Genomic DNA, 23,608 nt, shown 5'->3' with positions numbered 1-23,608 from the left:
GGCTAGGGTCAATTCGAATAGGGTGAGCGGTAGGGGTTGACCGGCATGATCTGTGGCCGGGACATTTCTTCGAACATGTAGCGCAGGTACATGCCGCTGTTCCATTGGCGATAGTCCTGGGCGTTATCCAGGGCCAGGTGCCCGCCCATGAAGAAATTGGGGCCGAACTGGTATTCGGCCGCGCCATACAGGCTGTAGCCGAGCCCGGTCTTGCTCTCCCCGCCGTAGGTGGCGGGCCTGCCCAGCACGCTGGATGCCGCGGCTTGCAAGCTGGCATCGCCAGGGAAGTAGTCGGCCTCGTCCTGATCGATGAACTGCACGCCCACCGAGCCCTTGAGCTGATAGCTCAGCTTGTCGAAACGTTGCGACCAGGACACCGGCACGCCCAGGGCGAAGAACGTCTGCGGGCTGAAATAACCGCCATGGCCATAGGTGTAGTGGCCGAGGTTCTTGTCGTAGGTGATGCCGGTCATGCTCAGGCCGGCGGTCAACTGCTGGTCGGTCTCGTTCTGCAGATACCAGTAGATGCCGCTGCCGAACTCGCCCCGGCTGTTGGACTCGACATGATTGCCGAGCAGCCGGTGCCAGGCGCCATAGACATACACGCCCGCCTCGCTGTCGTCGTAGCTCAGCTCGGCTCGCCCACCATTGGCGGTCACCCCGCCCCAGCTCTGACCGGTGCGCGCATCGCGGGCACCGGCGAAGGACAACAGGCTGTCGGTGACCGGGCGCCGCGAAATGTTGGCGCTCCAGTGCAGGTCGCCGTTCGAGGCGAATGGCCGCTTCAGGCTGACACCGCCGGCCAGGGTGCTGTAGAGGAAGCCCTGCGGTGTCGTGCCCAGGTCGGCCTTGAGGCCTGCGGACGGATCCTCGAAGGCCAGGGCCAGGCCGACCCCGGAATCCTTTTGCGAGCCCGGCGAGGCGCCCGGGTTGGCCGCCGACGCGGCGGGACCACCGCCGAAGCGCTGGGCGGCTTCATTGCCGATACTGCCGGCGTTGAGACTCACCGGGGTGACGCGTACGGCGAGGCGATTGTCGCCCACGGGGAAATTGGCCTCGAAGGGGGCCTGGATATCGGTCAGCCTGCTCAGGCCCGACTCGCTATCGTTGCTGCGCACGCTCACGCCCTGGACCACATAGGCGCTGCGCTCTTGCAGAATATCGTCGAGCGCCCGCGCGGCGACGCTCATCCCGGCGCGGGGGTCGGCAGCGGCCGGCTCGGCGGCGAAGGGATTGGCCGCCATGCCCGGGGCCGGGGCACTCTGCCAGGTCGGGGCGGCCTGCGGCGTGCCGCCGGGTACGTCCGGGTTCAGCGCATCCGCAATGCCCCAGGCCTGACCCGCGGCGGCGCTCGCCAGCGGCTGGCCCGCCGCTCGGGCCGGCACCGGGGCCGGAATGGCGGCGGCCGCCACACCGGCGCTTCGAGCGCCCTGGCCCGCCAGGCCGACAAAGGGGTTGTCCGCCACGCCGGAAGCCGGCGCCGAGGCGGCGAATGCCGCCGACTGCTGACGCTGCTCCTGGGCGACCACCTTGCGCAGCAGTTCGGCGGCCTTGCCGCTCTTGCCCTGGTTCTGGTAGATCCGCGCCGCCGTGGTGAGCACGTCCGGATCGCCGGGCGCCAGGCGCAGCGCGCGCTCCAGGGCGCGTTCGGCGAAAGCGCCGTCGCGCACCTGGGCCGCCATGTCGGCGGCGCCGATCTGCAACTGCGCATTGTCCGGTTCGCGCTGCAGCAGCGGCTTGTAGAGTTCCAGCGCCTTGCCCGGGTTGCCGCTGGCCGCATACATGCGCGCCAGGGCCGATACGGCCTGGCCGTCCTGGGGCCGCTGGGCCAGGGCCGGCGCCAGGGTGTCGTAGGCCGCGACCAGATCGCCACGCTCGCGCAAGTGCTCGGCCTGGCGTACCCGGTAGAGGAACAGCAGGTCGTCGTACTGCTTGCGCTCGGCCGGGTTCAGGGGCTGTCCCTGCAGGTCGCGCAGGATGGCGCTGACCTCCACGTCCTGCTCGGTCTGCAGGAGGATGCCGGCATAGCGCAGGGTCAGGCCGGGCTCGGGACGCGGGCTGCGCGCCAGCAGGTCGCGCAGCATGGCGGTGGCGCGCACCGGGTCGCCGGCATCGGCGTAGGCGGAAGCCAGGGCGGACAGGCGCTCCGGCCGGCCCTCGGCGAGTGCTTCGGTGCGCGCCAGGAACACCCGGGCGTCCTGGCGGCGACCGCTTTTCGCCAGGTCGTTGATCTGCTGCAACTGCAGGTGGAAATCGACGTCCCCGACCAGCCGGTTCACTTCGCTGGTGCGGGCGGCAGCGGGAATACGCGCCAGCGTCGTCTGGGCCTGCGGCCATTCGCCGAGTTCGACCGAGAGCAAGGCGCTGGTATAGAGCGCGTCCGGGTCATCCGGTTGCGACACCAGCAGGCCGTCGACCAGGCTGCGCGCTTCCTGCACCGAGCCCATGCCGACATAGAGGCGGGCCAGGGCGAAGCGGGTCCAGGCGTTGTTGGGTTCATTGCGCAGCGCCTCTTCCAGGGCTGCGCGCTGGCCAACGGTGTCACCCCGCTGTTCCGCCAGCCTGGCGCGCTGCATCGCCTGCTCGGCGCGCAAGCGCCCGAGGTCGCCGATCCCGGCCTGCTCCGCCTTGGGCAGGGCCTCGATCAGGCGCAACGCCTCGTCGTTCTTGCCGGCCTGGGTCAATACCGAGATCAGGCCACGGCGCGCATCCGGGTCGTTCGGGCTCTGCGCCAGCAGGCGACGGTAACCGGCTTCGGCCTCGGCGAACCGGCCCTGCCTGGCCTGCAGGTCGGCCAGCGCCGCCTGCCCGGCGGTTTCCCTGGGCTTGAGGCGCACGGCCTGCTCGATCTGGGAGCGTGCCAGGCCCGGCTCGCCCTTGGCCTGGCTGGCCCGGGCCCGCTGCAGGAGCGACCAGTAGCGCACGTCGTCCAGCGCGCTCTGCCATTGTGCCCCGCCCTGCTGCCGGGTCGCCCTGGTCAGCAGTACCTCGGCATCCTCGAGACGGTTCTGCTGCTGACGCAGCACGCCCAGCCCGCCGAGGGCGTCGGCATCGTTGGGGCTGTTCTTGAGCCGCGCGGACAATTCGCGCTCGGCCGTTTCCCGGTCGCCCTGCTCCAGGGCCTTGAGCCCGCGCGCCAGGCCAGGATCGCGCTGCCAGGTCGTCCCGCCCTGTGCCCGCCCCTTGGCCAGCAAGGTGCGGATTTCCTCGTCCTCCGGATGGTCCTTGAGGAAGGCTTCGAACAGCGGCGCCTGCGCCTTGTTCGGCGCGCCCATCCAGGTCAGGGCCAGGCGCCGGCTCTCATCGGCATCCCCGGCGATGTCCACCCGCCGGGACAGCTCGGCAAGCGCCTTGATGCCCTCGGCGCGGGTGTCCTCGCGACGGGCCAGGTGCTTGGCCAGGAACAGGGCGACGATGGAATCGTCCGGGCGCTCGCGGACCAGGCGCTCCAGGCCGGCGCGTCCCTCGCTCCAGCCGCCGTCGGTAAAGGCCAGGTTGTTGTAGTACTCGCGGGCGATCAGGCCTTGCGGTTCGCGCCCCGCCAGCAGCTTCCGGTACTGCACGGCGGCTTTTTCCCGCTCGCCGGAATCGACCAGCAGACGCGCCGCTTCCAGCTGCTTCCGGCTGGCGGCACTGGCCAGGGCAATGTCCTGCTCCAGTTGCAGGGCCTGCCTGGGCAATGGCTGCAGGGCCTTGAGCCGGCCCAGGTAGTCGCCGGCCTTCTGCGTGCGCTTGGCCTCCAGCTCGATCACGCCGAGCCCGTACAGCGCCTCCGGCTGCCGCGGGTCGAGTTGCAGGACCTTGTTCCATGCTTCGGCCGCCCGCTGGGGCCTGTCCTGGGCCTGCCAGAAATGCCCCTGCTGGATCAGCAGGCTCTGCGGATCGATCGCCTCGGCAAGACCGGCGCCATGGGTCAAGGCCGCCAATAGGCCGATGGTCAGCGCGTGGTACCGGAACATGCGGACTCCCAGAACAGTTGCACGCTGCCATCCTCGAGAAAGCGGTAGCGCTTTTCCGCCCAGCCGAGACCGAACAGGCTGAGCATGTAATCGTAATAAACCGGATGATCCTGCGCCTCGCGGCCGTCGAGCGCCTTCTCCAGGCCCTCGACGGCCTTGCGCTGCTGCATGTCGGCCAGCCAGGGCTGGCCCTTGGCCTGGAAGTAGGGCACCAGCGCCGCGGAAAAGCCGAACGGTCCGCCGCCCTCGATCCTGCCCGTGGCGACCCGCACGCTTTCCGGCGGGATACCGCTGGACGCGGTGGCCGTCGCCATGCCGCCCAGGCTGTCGAGGATCGGCCTGGCCAGCGGGTCGCCGGGCGCGGTCATGCCGGCCCACAGGTAGACGCGGATGGCGTCATAGCTGCCGACATCGCCCTTGAACGGGTCGTCGACGAACAGGCCGGTCTGCGGCGAGGTGCCGCGATAACCGACCCAGTCCGCGGCGAAGCCCTTGGGCGAGGCCTGGCGAATCAGGGTCGCGGTGTTCTCGGCGATCGCCTGCCAGGGCCCCTCCGGCTCGAATCCGGCCAGACGTCGCAGCAGCGGCAGCGGCATGTAGCTGGGGTTCAGGCGCCAGAGGTGGTCGGGCTGGACGAAACCGACCGGCCCCGGCATCAGCATCGGCCCCAGCCCCGGCAGGTCGGCGACTTCCCGCGCCTTGACCGTGGCCAGCAGACGCTGCGCATCGGCCTGGTAGCGCGGCTCGTCCCACAGGCGCGCCGCCTCGAGCAGGGCATAGGCGAACCAGAGGTCGGCATCGGCAGCCGAGTTGGCGTCCTGGATCTGCCACACGCCATCCTTGCCCTTGCCCCACAACCAGCCCGGCAACTGGCTGTCGAGGTCGTTGCCCGCCAGGTTCTCCAGGCTCCAGCGCCAGATGGAGGCGAAGCGCGCCCGGTCATTGGCGACCAGGGCGAAGAACAGGGCGTAGGATTGCCCTTCCGAGGTGCTGTGGTGCGCTTCCAGACTCGATTCCAGAACCCGTCCGTCATCCTGCACCCAGCGCTCGCTGAAGCGCTGCCAGTGCGGCCAGGCATCGGCACTGCAGACCTCGTCGGCCAGGCCCAGGCCAGGCCAGAGCGCGGTCACGGCCGTGGCAGCGAGCAGGGCCAGGCGTCCGCGTGGCGGTCGAGCCGCGACGGACACCTCCTGACTCATGGCCCGCGTGCGTTCCCGGCTCATTCGCCCAACCTGCGCCGGGCACGGGCGCGCAGCGAGACATAGAGCAGGCAGGTGACGATCGCGGCACCCAGCGCGGTGGCGAGCAGCATCCACCACAGCTGGTGCGCGAACAGCCACTGCAGGTACTTGAACCACCCCAGGCGCCCGACGTGATACTGCTCGTCGGCGACCAGCGAATGGATCCGGGTGCCCTGCACGATGGCCAGGCTGCCCTGGATCGATTGTTCGTAGTCTTCCCCGCCGATCAGCGCCGCGGTCGCTTCGGCAAGCTTCTCGGGCTCGCTGCCGGCGATGACCACCACGCTGCGGCCGCTCTTCAGCGGCGACTCGAAACCGGCCAGGTAGGTACCCGCGCCCTCGCCACCGAGGGACAGGCTGCTGCGGCTGCGCCGCAGGTTGGCCTGGGGGTCGGAGCTGATCCAGTTGCGCACCCGGAACGCCAGGTCGGAAAGCTCGAAGCGCTGCTGCTCGCCGTCGAGGCTTGCCGGCAACCGATCCGCCCAGGCCTGGAGCAGGGGCTGATTGGCGCCCGAGGCGAACACCAGCAGATCCTTGTCGCGCAGCTCGTCCACCTGTTGCGCCTGGGCCACGGTTACCGCCGTGCCCGGATAGCCGGTGGATTCGCCGAAGCGGCCGAGCACGGTGAGGAAGGCCGACAGTTCGGCCGGCCCCGCGCCATCGGGCAGGATCACCGCGGTTTCGGACAGGTCGGCGAGCCGGGTGAAGGGATAACCGCTGCCCTGGAACACACCCAGGTTGGGCATGGCGATGAAGTGGTCATAACCGCTCAGGTCGATGGTCGAGTCCGGTTCGATCGCGCCACGCATGTTATCGATGATGATGTCCCGGCATTCGCCCTGCTTGATGTAGTCGTACATGAAGCGCAACTGCAGCGCGGACTGCAACGGCATGCTTTCCAAGGGCAGGCGCAGTGTCGCCTCCCGGACCAGGCTGTCGCCCTGCCCGAGCCTGGCCAGCAGCGACGCGTCGCTCTCGAGCTTCTCGCGGGAAGGCAGGGCCATGGACTTGAGGAATTTGCCGCCCACGCTGACCAGCAGGGACGAGTTGGTCGATACCGGCTGGGGCGTGTAGCGGTATTTCAGCTTGAGCGGCACGCCTTGCTCACGCCAGTTGAACAGGTCGGGCGGCAGCCGCAACGGTATGCTGATGGTGCCGGGGTCGTAGCCGGAAACGCCGAGCCGCTTGGCTTCGATCAGTTCGCCAATCTGCACCGGGCGATCGCTCGGCAGCCAGTTCGGCGCATCGTAGGGCTTGCGTGGCTGCAGGCCGGCGACGCGGTTGATGACCGCCCGCTGCCCGGATAGCGCCTGGCTGCCCAGCACCAGTGCCGTGGCGGCCTGTTTCAGTTGCTGGCTGTCGCGCCCGGCGACGATCAGCAGTTTGCCGAAGGCATCGTTGGGATTGCCGACCAGGGACAGGCTCGGCCCGTTCGTCTCGGGCAGGTCGAGACCGGCGATCCCCGCGCCGCCGCTGAGCAGCACGACGGCGTTGCCCTTCTCCGGCAACTGCTCCAGGCTGACCGGAAAGGTCGCACCGCGGTAGCTGGCCAAGGCGCCGAACCACGACGAGAGTGCGCCCGCGGCCTCCAGCGCGGCATTGTCCGGGCTGGCGGAAAAGACGAAAGGCAACGCCAGGGGCTGCGCATCGCGCTTGTCGAAGAACGGCAGCGGCAGGCTGGCCAGGTCGTCCGCCAGGGCCAGGGGCGCGGTCTGGATCTGCAACTGGCTGGCGTTGCTGATCTTGGCCCAGAGGCTGGAGTGTTGAGGGTCCTCGCACTGCATGGTGTAGTGGCCGATGAGTTGCAGGCTCAAGCGGTTGAACTCGGTGATCAGGTGCGCCGGAATCTCGACCACCTGTTTCTGCGGGGTGCCGGCGTTCTCCTTCGGCAGGGCCAGGCTGGCGGCCACTTCCTCGTTGACCAGCACGTTGATCTGCGACAACTCGCTCAGCAGCGCCGGCGAATAGCTGTACTCCAGCGCCAGTTGCGCCTGGGTGACCACCTGATCGGCGCGGATATCGAAATTGACACTGTCGCTGCCCTCGATGCCGCGCAGGTTCATCGGGTAGCTCGCCCCCAGTTGCTTGAGGGTGAAGCGATAGTTCGCAACCGGCGCTTCCGCGGCCGGGTTCTCGCCCTCCGGTGCCACGACCGGCGCCTCGTCGGCGCTGACCTGCTGCCCGAAAATGGCCAGCAGCGTGGAAATCACGAGCGTTTTCCTGCATTTGCCGAATGATGCTGCCTTGCCTCGAACGCTCATGGATGCCTCTGCGAGGTTTTGGTCGACGGAGAGAGAAGCCGGCCACGACGGACCAGCTCGGCCAGGGTGGCCTTGGAAAGCAAGGCGATGCCGCGTATGCCGATGCGGGAAACTTCGCCCAGGGCACCCAGGGGGGTATCGAGGGAACCCTGGCCCCAGGTCGAGGCCCAGGTGTCGGCGCGGGAAAAGGTCAGCCGGGCCAACGCCCCTTGCTGCTGGAGATCCAGTTGGGCGAAGTTCAGGCCCAGGGTTCTACCGCGGCTGAACACCACCGTGGCCGGGAACACGCACTCCTCGTTGTTGAGAAACAGCGATACCTGCACCTCCTCCCCCTGCGGCACCGCGACGCCCTCGGGCAGATTGATGCCGACCCCGCTCTGGGAGAAATCGTTGGTCCGGCAGGCGATGGTCCGGCCATTGGCCAGGCCGATGGTCGCCGCCAGTTGCGCGTAGACGCGGGGCTCGGCGCGGATCTGCCGCGCCTCGCTGGCCACCGCGACCGCCGCGGCACAGATGATGATGTTGTACAGCGTCCAGCTGAGGTTGATCAGCAGGATCACGGCATCGGCATTGGCATCGAAGCCCAGCCTGGCCGTACCGACCAGCAGGCCGAGCAGATTGAGCATCAGCACGACGATATAGGGGCGCGCCATCTTCCAGTCGAAGTAGCTCTGGTCGATCAGCCCGCCCTTGGCCGTCACGTTGAACGTGCCGAACCTGGGGTTGATCAGCGCCAGCAGCACCGGGCGCATGATGTACCAGGCCAGCACCGTCTCGTAGACCTCGTTCCAGAACGAATGGCGGAAGCGCCCCTGGATGGTCGAGTTGGTCACGTTGGCATTGAGGATGTGCGGCAGCGCATAGGCCACGATCATCAGCGCCGGCGCCTGGAAGATCTGCGCGCCAAATATCAGGTAGGCCAGAGGCGCGGTGAGAAACACCAGGCGCGGCAGGCCGTAGAAGAAGTGCAGCATGGCATTCAGGTAGCACAGCCGCTGGCCGAGCTTGAGGCCTTTGCCAAGCAGGGGATTATCGGTACGGAAAATCTGCGCCATGCCCCGCGCCCAGCGAATGCGCTGGCCGATGTGTCCCGACAGGCTCTCGGTGGCCAGCCCGGCCGCCTGGGGAATGGCCAGGTAGGCCGTGTTGTAGCCGACGCGGTTGAGCTTCAGCGCGGTATGCGCGTCCTCGGTGACGGTTTCGACCGCCACCCCACCCACTTCCTCCAGTGGCGCACGCTTGATGATGGCGCACGAACCGCAGAAGAACGTCGCGTTCCACAGGTCATTGCCGTCCTGCACCAGGCCATAGAACAACTCGCCCTCGTTGGGCACGGAGCGGAAGGTCTTCAGGTTCTTTTCGAACGGATCGGGCGAGAAGAAGAAGTGCGGCGTCTGCAGCATCGCCAACTGCGGATCCTTGAGGAACCAGCCCATGCCAATCTGCAGGAAGGAGCGGGTCGGCACGTGGTCGGCATCGAAGATCGCGATGTACTCGCCGGATGTGCAGCGCAATGCCCAGTTCAGGTTTCCCGCCTTGGCATGGCTGTTGTCGGGGCGCACGATGTAGCCGACGCCGGCTGCCGCGCAAAAGGCGCGGAACGCCTCACGCCGGCCATCGTCGAGCACGTGCACGCGCAACTTGTCCTTCGGCCAGTCGATGGCCTGGGCGGCGAATACCGTGAGTTTCACGATATCCAGCGACTCGTTGTAGGTCGGAATGAACACGTCCACGGTGGGCCAGAGCCGGCTGTCCCGCGGCAACGGGTAAGGCTTTCGGCGCAGCGGCCAGGCCGTCTGCAGATAGCCGAAGAGCAATACCAGCAGGGCATAGACCTCGGCCAGCACCAGCCCATAGCCGAACAGCATGTCCATCCCGCTCTCGAACCCCAGCGAGGAGGTCAGGCGCCAGTACATGTAGCGCAGCGATGCGATGATCGAAAGCACGATCATCGCCAGGATCGCCAGGCGTCCTCCGGCACGCCGCAAAAGCAGCGTGCCGCCCAGGCACAGCGCGGCGAACAGCAGTTGCTGCTGCAGATCCAGCGGCGTCGAGACGATGACCAGGAGCAGTGCCAATGCGAGCAGCGCCAGGATCACCCGGGCCGGGCGGCTGGAGAGCAGCCCGAGAACTCCCTCGGCCACCTGCTGCGAGCGGGTGGGCCTGGCCTGCACACGACTCATGAGCGTTGCTCGTGCCGCGTATCGGCCACCAGTCGTGCGGCAATGGCCCGTGCGCACTCGAGGATGTCGTGGCATCCCTGCCCGTGCGGATCGTAGCGCAGTACATCGCGGTTGTAGGCCAGGGCCTCGCTGATCGCCTGATCGCGGTGCACGATGCCCAGGATCTTCGGCCCCAGGATGTTGTGCATGATCTGGGTGATGTCCTTGCTGAGCTGACGCGAGCTGTCCACCTGGTTGATCACGTAGGCGCTGCCGAGAAAATCGGGGCGCTCGGCGGTATAGGTCCGGATCAAGCCGTCGATCATCGGCATCGCCGTGTACGACGCGGCGTCGCAGAGGGTGACGACCAGGGCCAGGTTGGCGACCGCAAGCGCCTGCTGCAGATAAGGGGACGGCCCCGGGGGCGTGTCGATGACGACGATGGCATCATCGACCAGGTGCAGGTCGCTCAAGTGCCGAGCCAGCCAGTCCTGATCCCGCTCCAGCTCCTGTTCGAACAGGCGCCGGCGCTTTTCCTCGACAACGCCGTACGGCAGGAAGAAGACGCCTGCGGTGCTGGGCTGGCAGATCGCCTTCCAGTCGGTGTCGGCTGCGGATACGCCGTCCAGCATCCTGGGCCGGGCTTCGCCGGCCACCTCCGCGAAATGGTGCTGCAGGGCATTCTGCGGATCGAGATCGATCGTCAGCAGCATGCGCCCCTGCTGGTGCAGGGCCGCCGCCAGGTTGGCGGCCAGGGTGCTCTTGCCCACGCCGCCCTTGGCCGAGACCACGGCGATCACCTTGATGTTGTCAAGCCGTGGGCGGCTGCGAACCGGTGCCCTGGGCGAGTCGACGGGGGCCTGTTCCCTGGACTCCTGGGCCAGCTTGCCCAGCAGGTTTTGCAGGCTCTCGCCTGCCCACCCCACGGGAGCGGCCTCGGTCGTGTAGCGCTCGGGCAAAGGCGTCGAGATCACGGGTTCGACCCTGTCTGCCTCAGCCAGTGGCCTGGGCATGCTCGCCACCACGGGATCCGGCCTCTCGACCTTGCCCAGGCCGGGCCAGCGATCGAGGGATTCGCGATTATCGTCAGCCTGGGTCAGTTCCTGATACTGGTCAGAGCGCCCGCCAAACTGCTTGAACAAACTCAATATATCGCTGGATGTGCTCATATCTGCTCGGATGCGTGGTGACAGCACTGACAAGATAACGTCACGCTATATCGTCAATAAAATAACGAATAAGTATGCCAAATTGACATGCCGTCAATTCTACAGCGCATCGCTGAGATAATGTCAATATGATTCCACTTGCCCGGCAGGGATTTTTATCGAACTTTCTTCGCACGTCACGGTCTCGCCGATGAACGTCGAATTAGACGGGATAGGCGAGAACGCCGGAATCCCCGGGAACGAGTATTTTGCCCGCCCCGGCGCTACTGGCCGCTGCGGCAATAGCCACTACTACCTATCGAGGGCCAACCAGGCACAACCGGATCGCACCCGCCGATGGCGGATAGCCGGAAGGAACGCCGACACGGCAGCGCCTGCCGACGAGCGCCGTGGCAACCGGACCATGCGCTGGAGGCTATCGCGCACAGGCAACCCTGGGCGCAGGCCTGCGTCCAGGGTGATAGGTCATTCATGAAGGGCCTGGGGCAAGCACAACCGTTCCAGGCAAGGCGGCATCTCAGCGACGCTGCTCCCAGCCTCGCTGGAAGCGTTGCGGCGTTTCGCGCGGCTGCCACTGCAAGGCAGCACCGCGCTGGCGCTGTTGCTGCTGGTAGTGATGGCGCTGCCCTTCCCAGCCCGGCCTCGGCGCGGGACGGTAGTCGCGACTGTTGCGGTCATGGCGGCTGTGATAGCGGGAATCATAGCCCGGCTGATGGAAATACCGGGGTGGTGGAGGCGGTGCATAGTGCCGCGGCGGAGCGTAACGACGGTCGTAACGCCGATCCTCGTAGACATACACACGCGGCGTCCCATACACCTGGGAGCGCTGCACGTGAGCACCAGGGTAGTACTGACGATCATAATCGCGATAGCCACCGCCATAGCCGCTGTCGCCATAGACGGCGCAACCGGTTAGCGAGAAACCCAACAACGCGACGAGCATGGATTTACGGATCATGAGGCGGCCTCCTTCGACCGCGAAAGGCACATCGGCGGCTACCGATGCCGGGAGTCTTCCCAATATCCCTCAGACAACCCGACGCAGGCCGAATCCGCCCCGCTCGTCGGTGAGTCACTACAAATGATTTCAGTATTGCCCGGAGAACGGACGAAACGACGCGCCGAAACCGCGCACCTCGCACCATTTGCGCACCATGAGAGCGCAACAGATAGTCAGGGAAAAGCCCGGAGCCGCGAGCTAGACGACCAGCCACTGCCTGGCACGATCCTCGCTTACTCCCTTTCGTGCAGGAAAGTCCCTGGCGGTGGCCCGGGATAGCGGCATCACAATTTGCAATAGCCGACTAGGGTTCCGATTCGCCAATCAGCAGGCGAATGACTGGTCCGAGAGTTGGCGACCTCCTCGAGAGGTTACACGGCGGGACAAAAGCCCGGGAGAACGCGCCCCCAGCGATGGGGAAATCGCCGCGCACTCCTGCCCGCCCTTTCTCGAACTGGAGGTTCCCCATGCGCAAGCCCCGTCTGTTCTCCGTTCTCGCCGCCGGCCTCGTCGCCGCCATCAGTTTCAATAGCCAGGCCGCTCAGAAGGACAACTTCAGTGTGTGCTGGACCATCTATGCCGGCTGGATGCCCTGGGAATACGGTGCCACCCAAGGCATCGTCGACAAGTGGGCGAAAAAGTACGGCATCAGCATCGACGTCGTGCAGATCAACGACTACGTCGAGTCGATCAACCAGTACAGCGCCGGCCAGTTCGACGGCTGCACCATGACCAACATGGACGCCCTGACCATCCCTGCCGCTGGCGGCGTGGACAGCACGGCGCTGATCGTCGGCGACTTCTCCAACGGCAACGACGGCATCGTACTCAAGGGTGAGAAGAAGACCCTTGGCGACCTCAAGGGCCAGAACGTCAATCTGGTGGAGCTCTCGGTATCGCACTACCTGCTCGCCCGCGGCCTGGAAAAAGCCGGCCTCAGCGAGCGCGACCTGAAAGTGGTCAACACCTCGGACGCCGACATGGTCGCAGCCTTCGCGACCCAGGACGTCACCGCCGTCACCACCTGGAACCCGCTGCTCGCCGAGATCGAGGCCACGCCTAGCGTGACCAAAGTGTTCGACTCCAGCCAGATCCCGGGCGAAATCATCGACCTGATGGTGATCAACACCGACACCCTCAAGGACAACCCCGCCCTCGGCAAGGCGCTGACCGGTGCCTGGTACGAAATCATGGCGACCATGGGCGATAGCGGAGCTGCCGGTCAGGCTGCCCGCGAGCAAATGGCCAAGGCCTCCGGCACCGACCTCGCGGGTTACGAGGCGCAGCTGGCCACTACCAAGATGTTCTACAGCGCCAAGGATGCCGTGGCCTTCACCAAGAGCCCACGCCTGCCGGAAACCATGAGCAAGGTCGCCGCATTCTCGTTCGATCACGGCTTGCTAGGGGAAGGCGCGCAGAGCGCCGACGCCATCGGCATGGCCTTCGCCAACGACGTGACCACCGGCGACCAGGGCAACCTCAAGCTGCGCTTCGACCCGACCTACATGCAGATGGCCGCTGACGGCCAACTCTGAGGCAGGACTGATCGTGCCCACGCTCGGTGTGGGCACGCACCTCGAGACGCGACCGCAGACCACGAGATATCTATGCGCCTGATCAACCGACATCCCGACAGGGCCGGCCGCTTGCTGCTGGTGTTGCTGCCCTTCGCCCTGCTGCTGTTCGCCTACTTCGTAGGCTCGGCGCAGCGCCTGGCGGAGAACCCCAACGACAAGCTGCTGCCCAGCGCCAGCCAGATGATCGCCGCCGTCGACCGCCTGGCCTTCACCGAAGACAAGCGCACCGGTGGCTACGCCTTCTGGCAGGATACGGCCTCGAGCCTGACGCGCCTCGGCATGGGCATCGGTATCGCCGCGGTGGTGGGTCTCTGCCTGGGCATCGCCGCCGGCATCCTGCCGCTGCTGCGTGCGCCGCTGTCACCGCTGCTCACCGTGCTGTCGATGGTGCCACCGCTGGCGATACTGCCGATCCTGTTCATCGTCTTCGGCCTGGGCGAGTTGTCCAAGGTGATGCTGATCGTCATCGGCATCACCCCGATCCTGGCCCGCGACCTGGAGCAGCGCGCTCGGGAAATCCCCCAGGAACTGCTGATCAAGGCCCAGACCCTCGGCGCCAGCACCTGGACGCTGATCCTGCGGGTGGTACTGCCACAGCTGCTACCGCGCCTGCTGATCGCCCTGCGCCTGGTGCTGGGCTCCGCCTGGCTGTTCCTGATCGCCGCCGAAGCCATCGCCAGCACCGACGGCCTGGGTTACCGCATCTTCCTCGTACGCCGCTATATGGCCATGGACGTGATCCTGCCCTACGTGGTGTGGATCACCCTGCTCGCCTGGCTGATGGATCTCGGCCTGCGCCAGCTGATGCGGCTGTGTTTCCCCTGGTACGAGGGGGCCAAGGCATGAGCTTCATTGAAGTGAAAAATGTCTGGCAGACGTACGGCGACCAGATCGTTCTGGAGCGCCTGAATCTGTCCATCGCCGAGGGCGAGTTCTGCACCCTGGTCGGCGCCTCCGGCTGCGGCAAGTCGACCTTTCTGCGCCTGCTGCTGGGCCAGGAGCGACCGAGCAAGGGCGAGATCCTGCTGGGCGGCGAGCCACTCATGGGCGAGCCGGATGCCAGCCGTGGCGTGGTGTTCCAACGCTACTCGGTGTTCCCGCACCTGAGCGTGCTGGACAACGTCGCCATCGGCCTGGAACTGCCCCGCGCACCGTTGCTCGGTCGTCTGTTCGGCAACGCCAAGCGTGATGCCCGCGAGCAGGCGGCGGCGATCCTCGGCAAGGTCGGCCTCGGCCATGCCCAGGACAAATACCCCAGCCAGCTCTCTGGCGGCATGCAGCAGCGTCTGGCCATCGCCCAGGCGCTGATCATGAAACCCCGGGTGTTGTTGCTCGACGAGCCATTCGGCGCGCTCGACCCCGGTATCCGCAAGGACATGCACGCCCTGCTCCTTGAACTGTGGCGCGAAACCGGGCTGACGGTGTTCATGGTCACCCACGACCTCGCCGAAGGCTTCAGCCTCGGCACCCGCCTGATGGTGTTCGACAAGACTCGTATCGACCCGCACGCACCGAATGCCTTCGGCGCGCGCATCACCTACGACATCCCCCTGAACAGCGATCGCCGAAGCGCCATCGCGGCACTGCCGGCGCACCTCGCCCCGGCCCTGTAAGGAGACTGCCATGACAGCTGCCCTCACCCTGCGCCCTACCCTCTATGAGGAAACCGTCCCTGGTGGCGGCCACACCTCGTTCGTCCTCAAGCGCGGCCAGTTGCTGCGCATCACCGACCTCGAAGGTGGCGCCAACGTCAGCTTGCTGCTGTTCAACGCGCAGGAGAAAAGCGAGCGCCTCAACCTGCCGGACACCCTCAAGGGCCAGCACACCGCCAAGCTCACCGCCGGCCACTGCCTGTACTCGGACATGGGCCGTGTGCTCACGGCGATCACCGCCGACACCTGCGGCTGGCACGACAGCTTCGGTGGCGTGCTCTCGGCCAGTGAAGTCACCGAGAAATACGGCCAGGGCCGCTATCAGGAACTGCGCAACGGCTTCTTCCGCAACGGCATGGACAACCTGTTGGTGGAGATGGGCAAGTGGAACCTCAACCTGCAAGACCTGCTGATGACCTTCAACCTGTTCAGCAAGGTCAGCGTCGATGCCGACGGCGCCTTCAGGTTCCACGGCGATAACAGCCAGGCCGGCGACTACATCGAGCTGTATGCGCCGATGGACACCCTGGTGGTGCTCACCGCCCTGCAGCACCCGATGGATCCCAATCCGCAATACGCGCCCAAGCCGGTGCAGTTGAGCTGGAGCAAGGTCGAGAGCGACGGCATCAGTGTGCTCTGCCGCACCTCGCGCCCGGAAAACGGCCGCGCCTTCCACAACACCGAACGTCAATACCTCTGAGGGTGCCGACATGAGCCTGATCGAAAGCAACCTGCATCCCGAGACCGCTGTGTTCCGCCACACCATCCCGGCCGGCGAACCCTACCTGTTCGAAGTCAAGGCCGGGCAGACCCTGCGCCTGCACGACCTGGAAGGCAACCAGGCCATCGACACCCTGTTCTACAGTGCCCGCAACCCGCGCGAACGCTTCGATCCGCAGCGCACCCTGCGCAAGCAGAACAACGTCTACCTGACCACCGGCACGGTGCTCTATTCCAACCTCGGCAACCCGCTGCTGACCATCGTCGCCGACACCTGCGGGCGCCACGACACCCTCGGCGGCGCCTGCGCCCAGGAGAGCAACACCGTGCGCTACGCCCTGGACAAACGCTTCATGCACAGTTGCCGCGACAACTTCCTGCGCGCCAGCCTGCACGAAGGCCGCCTGGAGAAACGCGACATCGGCGCCAACATCAATTTCTTCATGAACGTGCCAGTCACCCCGGACGGCGGCCTGACCTTCGAAGACGGCATCTCCGCCCCTGGCAAATACGTCGAACTGCAAGCCGAGACCGACGTGATCGTACTGATCTCCAACTGCCCGCAACTCAACAACCCCTGCAACGGCTGGAACCCCACTCCCGCGGAGGTGCTGGTATGGGCGTGAAGCAGCGGCAAGCGGCAAGCCACAAGCTGCAAGGGGTACGGCGCTGGCTGTATCAACTCTGCCAGAGCCGGGCCGGGCAGTGCCTGGAGAGGAAAGACCAAGCGCAAGACTGATTGAACACCCCCCCTCTCACAGCTTGTCGCTTGAGGCTTGTAGCTGACTACGGACGACCGTGGCGCAGCCCCATTACCGGCGGGACGGCCCGCCACGTTCAACGAGGCCGGAGCGCAGCAGCTTCGAACGGCCTCGGGAGCCGATATGTTCGAAAAACTTTTGATCGCCAACCGCGGTACCATCGCCTGCCGCATTCTGCGTACCCTGCGTGAGCTCGACGTGAAAGGCGTCGCCGTCTACTCCGAGGCGGACGTGGCCAGCCTGCATATCCAGCAGGCCGACGAAGCCTTCTCCCTCGGCGACGGCCCCGCCGCGCAAACCTATCTGCTGGTGGACAAGATCCTCGCGGCCGCCAAAACCAGTGGCGCCAGGGCGATCCATCCCGGCTACGGCTTTCTCTCCGAGAACGCCGCGTTCGCCAAGGCCTGCGAAGCGGCCGGCATCGCCTTCGTCGGCCCCACGCCCGAGCAACTGCGCGTATTCGGCCTCAAGCACACTGCACGCGCGCTGGCCAAACAACAGGGCGTACCCATGCTCGAAGGCACCGAACTGCTGGAAAACCTCGACGCCGCGCTGGTCGCTGGCGAGCAGGTCGGCTACCCGGTGATGCTCAAGAGCACTGCAGGTGGCGGCGGCATCGGCATGCGCGTATGCCGTTCGGCCGGAGAACTGAGCGAGGCCTTCGAAGCGGTCAAGCGCCTGGGGCAGAACAACTTCAGCGACAGCGGCGTATTCATCGAGAAGTACATCCAGCGTGCCCGCCACCTGGAAGTGCAGGTGTTCGGTGACGGCAATGGCGAAGTGCTCGCCCTCGGCGTACGCGACTGCTCGGTGCAGCGACGCAATCAGAAAGTGCTGGAAGAAACCCCGGCACCGAACCTGCCAGCCGGTATGGCTGACGAGCTCTGCGCGGCCGCGATCAAGCTGGCCAAGGCGGTCAGCTACCGCAGTGCAGGCACCGTCGAATTCGTCTATGACAGCGAGGCCGAACGCTTCTACTTCCTCGAAGTGAACACCCGCCTGCAGGTCGAGCACGGCGTCACCGAGCAGGTGTGGGGCGTCGATCTGGTGCGCTGGATGATCGAACTGGCAGCCGGCGACCTGCCCCCCCTGCACGAACTGGCCAAGGCCCTGAAACCCAGCGGCCATGCCATCCAGGCGCGGCTGTACGCCGAAGATCCGGGCCGCGACTTCCAGCCCAGCCCTGGCCTGCTCACCGCCGTGCAATTCCCGCCAGCCGACGGCCAGGCGCTGCGCATCGACACCTGGGTCGAGGCCGGCTGCGAGATTCCGCCCTACTTCGACCCGATGATCGCCAAGCTTATCGCCTGGGCGCCGATGCGCGACCAGGCCTGCACGGCGCTGGATAACGCGCTGGGCGAATCTCTGCTGTACGGCGTGGAGTCGAACCGCGACTACCTGCGCCAGATCATCAAGGACACGCCCTTCGCCAGCGGCTCACCCTGGACGCGCTGCCTGGAGCTGCTCGTCTATCAGGCCAATACCTTCGAGGTGCTATCCGCCGGTACCCAGACCACGGTGCAGGACTTCCCCGGTCGCCTCGGCTACTGGGCAGTTGGCGTGCCGCCGTCCGGGCCGATGGACAGCCGCGCCCTGCGCCTGGGCAACCGCCTGCTCGGTAACGAAGAAGGCGCTGCCGGCCTGGAAATCACCATGACCGGCCCGCTGCTGCGCTTCAACACCGACGCGCTGGTGGCGGTAACCGGCGCCGAGATCCCCGTCACCCTGGATGGCGTGGCCCAGCCGATGAACACCACGCTACTGATCAATGCCGGTAGCACCCTTGCCCTGGGCACCATTGCCGGCGCCGGTGCGCGCAGCTACCTGACCATACGTGGCGGCATTCAGGTACCGGATTACCTGGGCAGCAAGAGCACCTTCACCCTCGGCCAGTTCGGCGGCCACGGCGGCCGCGCCCTGCGTGCCGGAGACGTGCTGCACCTGCTGCCTCTCGACACTACACAAACCGGCGCGCAACTGCCCGGCGAGCTCTGCCCCGCCCTGTCCGGCGTGCGCGAAATCCGAGTGATCTATGGCCCCCACGGCGCGCCGGAATATTTCACTCCGGCCTATATCGACACCTTCCTCGGCACCGACTGGGAAGTGCACTTCAACTCCAGCCGCACCGGCGTAAGGCTGATCGGCCCCAAGCCGGAGTGGGTACGTGAGAGTGGCGGCGAAGCGGGCTTGCATCCGTCCAACATCCACGACAATCCCTATGCCATCGGCGCGGTGGATTTCACTGGTGACATGCCGGTGATCCTCGGCCCGGACGGCCCCAGCCTTGGTGGTTTCGTCTGCCCGGTGACTATCATCGAAGCTGACCTCTGGCAGCTCGGCCAGCTCAAGGCCGGCGACAAGGTACGCTTCGTACCTGTGGATATCGCCACGGCGCGGGAACTGGCGAAAGCAACCAACCTCGAGTGCGCCGACCTCTGTAGGAGCCGGCTTGCCGGCGATCAACTGCCTCCTCTGATCGCTGGCAAGCCAGCTCCTACAGAAAAGCTCGCCTCCCCCATCGTCCTCGACCTCGGTCAGAACGATAAACGCCTGGTCGCGCGTCTCTCCGGCGATACGCACCTGCTACTGGAAATCGGCCAGCCCGAGCTGGATCTGGTGCTGCGTTTCCGTGGCCATGCGCTGATGCAGGCACTGCAGGCCAAGCACCTCGACGGGGTGATGGATCTGACGCCCGGCATTCGCTCCCTGCAGGTGCATTACCAGCCGGAAACCCTGTCGCTGCAACGTCTGCTCGATATAGTCGCCGGCGAGTGGGACGCCGTGTGCGCAACCGGCGACCTCAAGGTACCGTCGCGCATCGTCCATCTGCCGCTGTCCTGGGACGATCCGGCCTGCCAGCTGGCCATCGACAAATACATGACCACCGTGCGCAAGGACGCGCCCTGGTGCCCGAGCAACCTGGAATTCATCCGCCGCATCAACGATTTGCCTGATCTGCACGAGGTGTATCGCACGGTGTTCGACGCCAGCTACCTGGTGATGGGCCTGGGCGACGTCTACCTCGGCGCACCGGTGGCCACGCCACTCGACCCGCGCCACCGCCTGGTCACCACCAAGTACAACCCGGCACGCACCTGGACGGCCGAAAACTCGGTGGGTATCGGCGGCGCCTACCTATGCGTGTATGGCATGGAGGGTCCCGGCGGTTACCAGTTCGTTGGCCGCACCCTGCAGATGTGGAACCGCTACCGTGAAGTGGCCGCCTTCGACGGCAAGCCCTGGCTGCTGCGCTTCTTCGACCAGATACGTTTCTACCCGGTCAGCCCGGACGAGCTGCTGCGCATTCGCCGCGATTTCCCCCTGGGCCGTTTCGACCTGCGCATCGAAAACAGCGAACTGGCCCTGGCCGACTATCAGCGATTCCTGGCGGACGAAGCCGACGGCATCGCCGCCTTCCGCGCCCAGCAACGCAGCGCCTTCGCCGCCGAGCGTCAGCGCTGGATCGACTCCGGCCAGGCGCACTTCGAAAGCGACGAAGGCGTGGCCGAGCCCAGCGAAAATGCACCACTGGAGGCCGGTCAGCACAGCGTCGACAGCCATATCGCCGGCAACCTCTGGCAGGTTCAGGTCGCGGAAGGCACCGAAGTCCAAGCGGGCGACGTACTGGTCATCCTCGAATCCATGAAAATGGAAATCCCCCTGCTCGCGCCCTTCGCCGGGGTGGTCAGAGACATTCGCGTACAACCCGGCTCCCCCGTTCGCGCCGGCCAGCGCGTCGCCGTGATCGAACAGAACTGAGGCAACTCCAACCACGATGGGGCCATTGCATTGGCCCCATCGTGGTTCCCACATACATTCTCCGCAAACACCGCCGCCCGTAGGATGGATAAGGCGTATCCACCCTCTAACGAAACGACCAAGCCCACGAACGCCGTAACCCATCAATCGATGTCCGAAATGTCACGCCCCTCCCGCATTCCCCCAGACACTTTTCACCACCGCGCAGCTTGCGCTGAAACGTCAACAGACCCTAGCATTGCGGCATCCCCAAAGCAGCCCGCATGATGCCCTGTATCGGGCCAAGCAGACCGAGCGCAATCGCATGTGCGGAGAGATCCAGTGAACACCAACCTTTGCCCCGCCTGTGGCCAGCCCAACCGCTGTGCCCAGGCCGAGAGCGACAGCGAGGTCAGCCACTGCTGGTGCTTCGAGGTGAAGGTCGAACCCAAGGCGCTGCAGGATCTGCCGCCCGAAGCACTGGATCGCGCCTGCCTGTGCCCGCGCTGCGCACAAGCCCTACCTGTGGAAAACAGCTGAGCGACCCATGCGCATCGACCGTCTGCTCAGCAACCTGCCGCGCTTCAATCGACAACACTCCCGCCTGTTGCTGGCCGCCGGCCGAGTGCGGATCGACGGACAAATATGTCGGGACAGCCGCTTCGAGGTTCGCACCTTCCACTGCGTGGAGCTTGATGACGAGGTATTGCAGACCGGCAAACCAGCGCGCTACTTCATGCTGCACAAACCGATCGGCGTGGTCAGCGCCACCACTCACCCTGAACACCGCACCGTTCTCGATCTGCTGGACGAACCGGACAAGCACGAGTTGCACCTGGCTGGCCGGCTCGATCTCAATACCAGCGGCCTGCTGATCATCACCAACGACGGCCTCTGGTCACGCCGTGCCACTGCGCCCGACGGCAGCCATGCCAAGGTCTATCGGGTAGAGACCGAGCAGGACATCGCCCCCGCGTGTATCGAGGCTTTCGCCCAGGGTCTGTACTTCGCTTACGAAGACCTCGTCACCCGCCCGGCACTGCTGGAAATCGAAGCACCGCGCCGCGCGCGGCTGACACTTCACGAAGGCCGCTACCACCAGATCAAGCGGATGTTCGGGCACTTCCAGAACAAGGTCGTCGGCCTGCATCGAGAGAGCTCTGGCGCCATTCAACTCGATCCCAGCCTGCCGCCCGGCACTTACCGTTCCCTCACCCAGGCAGAAATTGCCAGCGTCTAAGCACCAGCCGATCAACGGTAATGCAAAATCTTTTCGGCACCCTTGCCAGTGGTTTTACCCGCTGCTTAACTCGAAATCAGGTGTCGTTATGCAGCTCCATGGCTGCAAGCGATATCCAAGCTGCTTTTTGGTTGCTTGCGCCTAGCGCGAAAGGGGCTCCTGCCTGGTGAGATGAACACGCTCCAACGCCGAAGGCGTTTGGAAGGGTCGTTCCATTACAGCCCTAACCATCTGATTTTATAAATCATAAGATCCTCCAGCCTGACATCGGTTTGTCATGTCCAGGCGCTTTCCTAATCATCCGACTTGCCCGGTTTACGGCCCCGACCGTCAGCCGCGTTCATCTTTTGCGCAGGAGGAATACATATGAAGCCAGCAATCGCTGTCGTCGATGTTCACAGGACGTACAAGGTACACACGGAGTTTCATGCCAACCCAACGGCCAAAAAAACCGTCATCCTGGTCAATGGCTCGCTGGCGACAACGGCTTCCTTCGCGCAAACGGTCAAATACCTCGTCACGCAGTTCAACGTGGTGCTTTACGACCAGCCCTACGCTGGCCGCTCCAGGCCGCATAACCACAACGATCACATCATCAGCAAGGAAGACGAAGCGGCCATCCTGCTGGATCTGATCGAGCACTATCAGGCGCAGTACCTGATGTCCTTTTCCTGGGGCGGTGTCGGCAGCATGCTGGCCCTGGCCAAACGCCCGCGCACCCTGGAAAAGGCCGTATTCGCTTCCTTCTCGCCGATCCTCAACGAGCCCATGCTCGACTATCTGGGCCGCGCGCTGGTATGCCTGAACCAGGAGGATGGTGACAAGGTCGGCCACCTGGTCAACGACACCATCGGCAAGTACCTGCCCTCGCTGTTCAAACGCTACAACCACAAACACATCAGCAGCCTGAGCAAACACGAATACCGGCAGATGAATGCCCACATCCAACAGGTGCTGCGCATGGAAGCCCACTGCCATATGGACTGCCTGGGCAACATCGACATACCGCTGCTGTTCATCAACGGCGAACACGACGAATACACCTCGGCTTCGGATGCCCGCCTGATCGCCCAGCACATCCATGACTGCCAGTTCGCCACGGTCGACAATGTCGGCCACTTCATCGACATGGAGCACAAGGGCGCCTGGCTGCAAACCCAGAACACCCTGCTCAACTTTCTGCAGAGCAGCGCTACCAGTAACAAACGCTACACTGCCCACCCTGGCCTGCAGCACGCCATGGCCGTATGAGCCCCACAATACCAGGCCCGCACACCGGCTCAGCGACATTTGTGGCCGACGCGGGCTTCATTTCACAGGCGACTTCCGGTATAAAGGCCCACGCAAAAGCGGGCTTCGTATAATGGCATTACCTGAGCTTCCCAAGCTCATGACGAGGGTTCGATTCCCTTAGCCCGCTCCAGTATTTCCGGGCCTCTCAGCTGCAATACACATTGCACGGGGGCCGTATTGGGGGCCGTTTAGCCAATTCGAGCGACACGGCCATCCAGTAGCGCAGGATGAGAGTTCTAGACAGCAGCCAGCAAAAAAGGGGATCCCCTATATGGCTGGGCTTCTGGTACTGGGGGCATGCTGCAAAAAGAGTAACATCAGTAACCTTAGTCCAAAAAACGATGTAGAGCCTTGTTTTTAAAGGCTTTTCCAGATCGGACAAAAGGTAATTTCTTAGTAACTATTAAGTAATCAGATTACTCTTCTAAAAAGCAATTTCCGCTCTCAATAAAATCCATATAAATCAATAACTTACTTAAAAATTACTTTTCCAGTTACCTCACTGTTACTCTAATTTGTAATCCTCAAAGCCCCTATTCATGCGGGCTACAGAGCATCTAAGCACCCTGGTTTCTCTTGTTACTCTTTTCGAAAGACCACCCCTCCCCCTGAATTGACCACCCGGTAAAACGCTCCAGAACGGCTCCATTCGCACGCCGTGCTGCAGGGTTCCGCAGGTATTCCCATACCCAGAAACACGCAGCCAGCCCCCAGCCTGGGCGGCGCAGAGGCCTTTGCAGGGCTGCAGAATTTCCTACCTATATAGCCGGCAGGCGTGGTGGGGGGACGATTGCGCGCGCCGCCCCCAACTCCATCCCCCCGAGCTGCTCAGCCC

15 protein-coding genes, 1 tRNA gene and 1 riboswitch are annotated in these 23,608 nt (G+C 64.9%); of the genes, 10 read left to right on the top strand and 6 right to left on the bottom strand.

Annotated features, from left to right (window positions below; all coding sequences use genetic code 11):
• Positions 1-8 precede the first annotated feature (8 nt).
• The 6 genes from DNK10_RS05145 to DNK10_RS05120 form a co-directional block, all read right to left on the bottom strand.
• Positions 9-3,959, bottom strand: coding sequence for a cellulose biosynthesis protein BcsC (locus tag DNK10_RS05145; RefSeq protein ID WP_131190814.1), 3,951 nt, complete (start codon positions 3,957-3,959; stop codon positions 9-11).
• Positions 3,938-5,158, bottom strand: a complete 1,221-nt coding sequence (gene bcsZ, locus DNK10_RS05140; RefSeq protein ID WP_131191167.1) for a cellulose synthase complex periplasmic endoglucanase BcsZ — start codon at positions 5,156-5,158, stop codon at positions 3,938-3,940. The genes DNK10_RS05145 and bcsZ overlap by 22 nt, the downstream gene beginning before the upstream one ends.
• Before the next feature lie 20 nt (positions 5,159-5,178).
• On the bottom strand, positions 5,179-7,461 hold the full coding sequence (gene bcsB / locus DNK10_RS05135) for a cellulose biosynthesis cyclic di-GMP-binding regulatory protein BcsB (RefSeq protein WP_131190813.1): 2,283 nt from the start codon (positions 7,459-7,461) through the stop codon (positions 5,179-5,181).
• Entirely contained in the window at positions 7,458-9,644 is a 2,187-nt protein-coding gene (bcsA, locus tag DNK10_RS05130; RefSeq protein WP_131190812.1) for a UDP-forming cellulose synthase catalytic subunit, read from the bottom strand. The genes bcsB and bcsA overlap by 4 nt, the downstream gene beginning before the upstream one ends.
• Positions 9,641-10,792, bottom strand: a complete 1,152-nt coding sequence (gene bcsQ, locus DNK10_RS05125) for a cellulose biosynthesis protein BcsQ (RefSeq protein WP_208738788.1) — start codon at positions 10,790-10,792, stop codon at positions 9,641-9,643. Before bcsQ ends, bcsA begins: the two co-directional genes overlap by 4 nt.
• A gap of 517 nt (positions 10,793-11,309) precedes the next feature.
• Positions 11,310-11,750, bottom strand: a complete 441-nt coding sequence (locus tag DNK10_RS05120; RefSeq protein ID WP_131190811.1) for a hypothetical protein — start codon at positions 11,748-11,750, stop codon at positions 11,310-11,312.
• A 335-nt stretch (positions 11,751-12,085) separates the two neighbouring features.
• Positions 12,086-12,192: riboswitch (guanidine-I (ykkC/yxkD leader) on the top strand.
• Positions 12,193-12,259: 67 nt separating this feature from the next.
• Between DNK10_RS05120 and DNK10_RS05115 the strand changes: the two genes are divergently transcribed.
• The 10 genes from DNK10_RS05115 to DNK10_RS05070 all read left to right on the top strand — a co-directional run bounded on the left by DNK10_RS05115 (position 12,260) and on the right by DNK10_RS05070 (position 22,903).
• Positions 12,260-13,327, top strand: coding sequence for a putative urea ABC transporter substrate-binding protein (locus tag DNK10_RS05115; RefSeq protein ID WP_131190810.1), 1,068 nt, complete (start codon positions 12,260-12,262; stop codon positions 13,325-13,327).
• 72 nt (positions 13,328-13,399) lie between these two features.
• A complete protein-coding gene (locus tag DNK10_RS05110; RefSeq protein WP_131190809.1) occupies positions 13,400-14,215 on the top strand; it encodes an ABC transporter permease in 816 nt (271 codons plus the stop codon).
• Entirely contained in the window at positions 14,212-14,982 is a 771-nt protein-coding gene (locus DNK10_RS05105; protein WP_131190808.1) for an ABC transporter ATP-binding protein, read from the top strand. Before DNK10_RS05110 ends, DNK10_RS05105 begins: the two co-directional genes overlap by 4 nt.
• A gap of 10 nt (positions 14,983-14,992) precedes the next feature.
• Positions 14,993-15,721, top strand: coding sequence for an urea amidolyase associated protein UAAP1 (locus DNK10_RS05100; RefSeq protein WP_131190807.1), 729 nt, complete (start codon positions 14,993-14,995; stop codon positions 15,719-15,721).
• 10 nt (positions 15,722-15,731) lie between these two features.
• A complete protein-coding gene (locus DNK10_RS05095; RefSeq protein ID WP_131190806.1) occupies positions 15,732-16,367 on the top strand; it encodes an urea amidolyase associated protein UAAP2 in 636 nt (211 codons plus the stop codon).
• A 258-nt stretch (positions 16,368-16,625) separates the two neighbouring features.
• Complete coding sequence (uca, locus tag DNK10_RS05090) at positions 16,626-20,261, top strand: urea carboxylase (RefSeq protein ID WP_131190805.1); 3,636 nt, start codon at positions 16,626-16,628, stop codon at positions 20,259-20,261.
• 321 nt (positions 20,262-20,582) lie between these two features.
• Positions 20,583-20,780 (top strand): cysteine-rich CWC family protein, encoded by a 198-nt coding sequence (locus tag DNK10_RS05085; protein WP_279635818.1) that lies wholly within the window; start codon positions 20,583-20,585, stop codon positions 20,778-20,780.
• A gap of 7 nt (positions 20,781-20,787) precedes the next feature.
• On the top strand, positions 20,788-21,480 hold the full coding sequence (locus tag DNK10_RS05080) for a pseudouridine synthase (protein WP_131190803.1): 693 nt from the start codon (positions 20,788-20,790) through the stop codon (positions 21,478-21,480).
• A 366-nt stretch (positions 21,481-21,846) separates the two neighbouring features.
• Positions 21,847-22,731, top strand: a complete 885-nt coding sequence (locus DNK10_RS05075) for an alpha/beta fold hydrolase (protein ID WP_131190802.1) — start codon at positions 21,847-21,849, stop codon at positions 22,729-22,731.
• Between the two features lie 98 nt (positions 22,732-22,829).
• Positions 22,830-22,903 (top strand) — tRNA-Gly (locus DNK10_RS05070).
• The last annotated feature ends 705 nt before the right edge of the window (positions 22,904-23,608 follow it).

Source organism: Phytopseudomonas daroniae, from assembly GCF_004327275.1.
Classification (GTDB): domain Bacteria; phylum Pseudomonadota; class Gammaproteobacteria; order Pseudomonadales; family Pseudomonadaceae; genus Aquipseudomonas; species Aquipseudomonas daroniae.
This window is presented reverse-complemented; position numbering and strand designations above follow the sequence as displayed.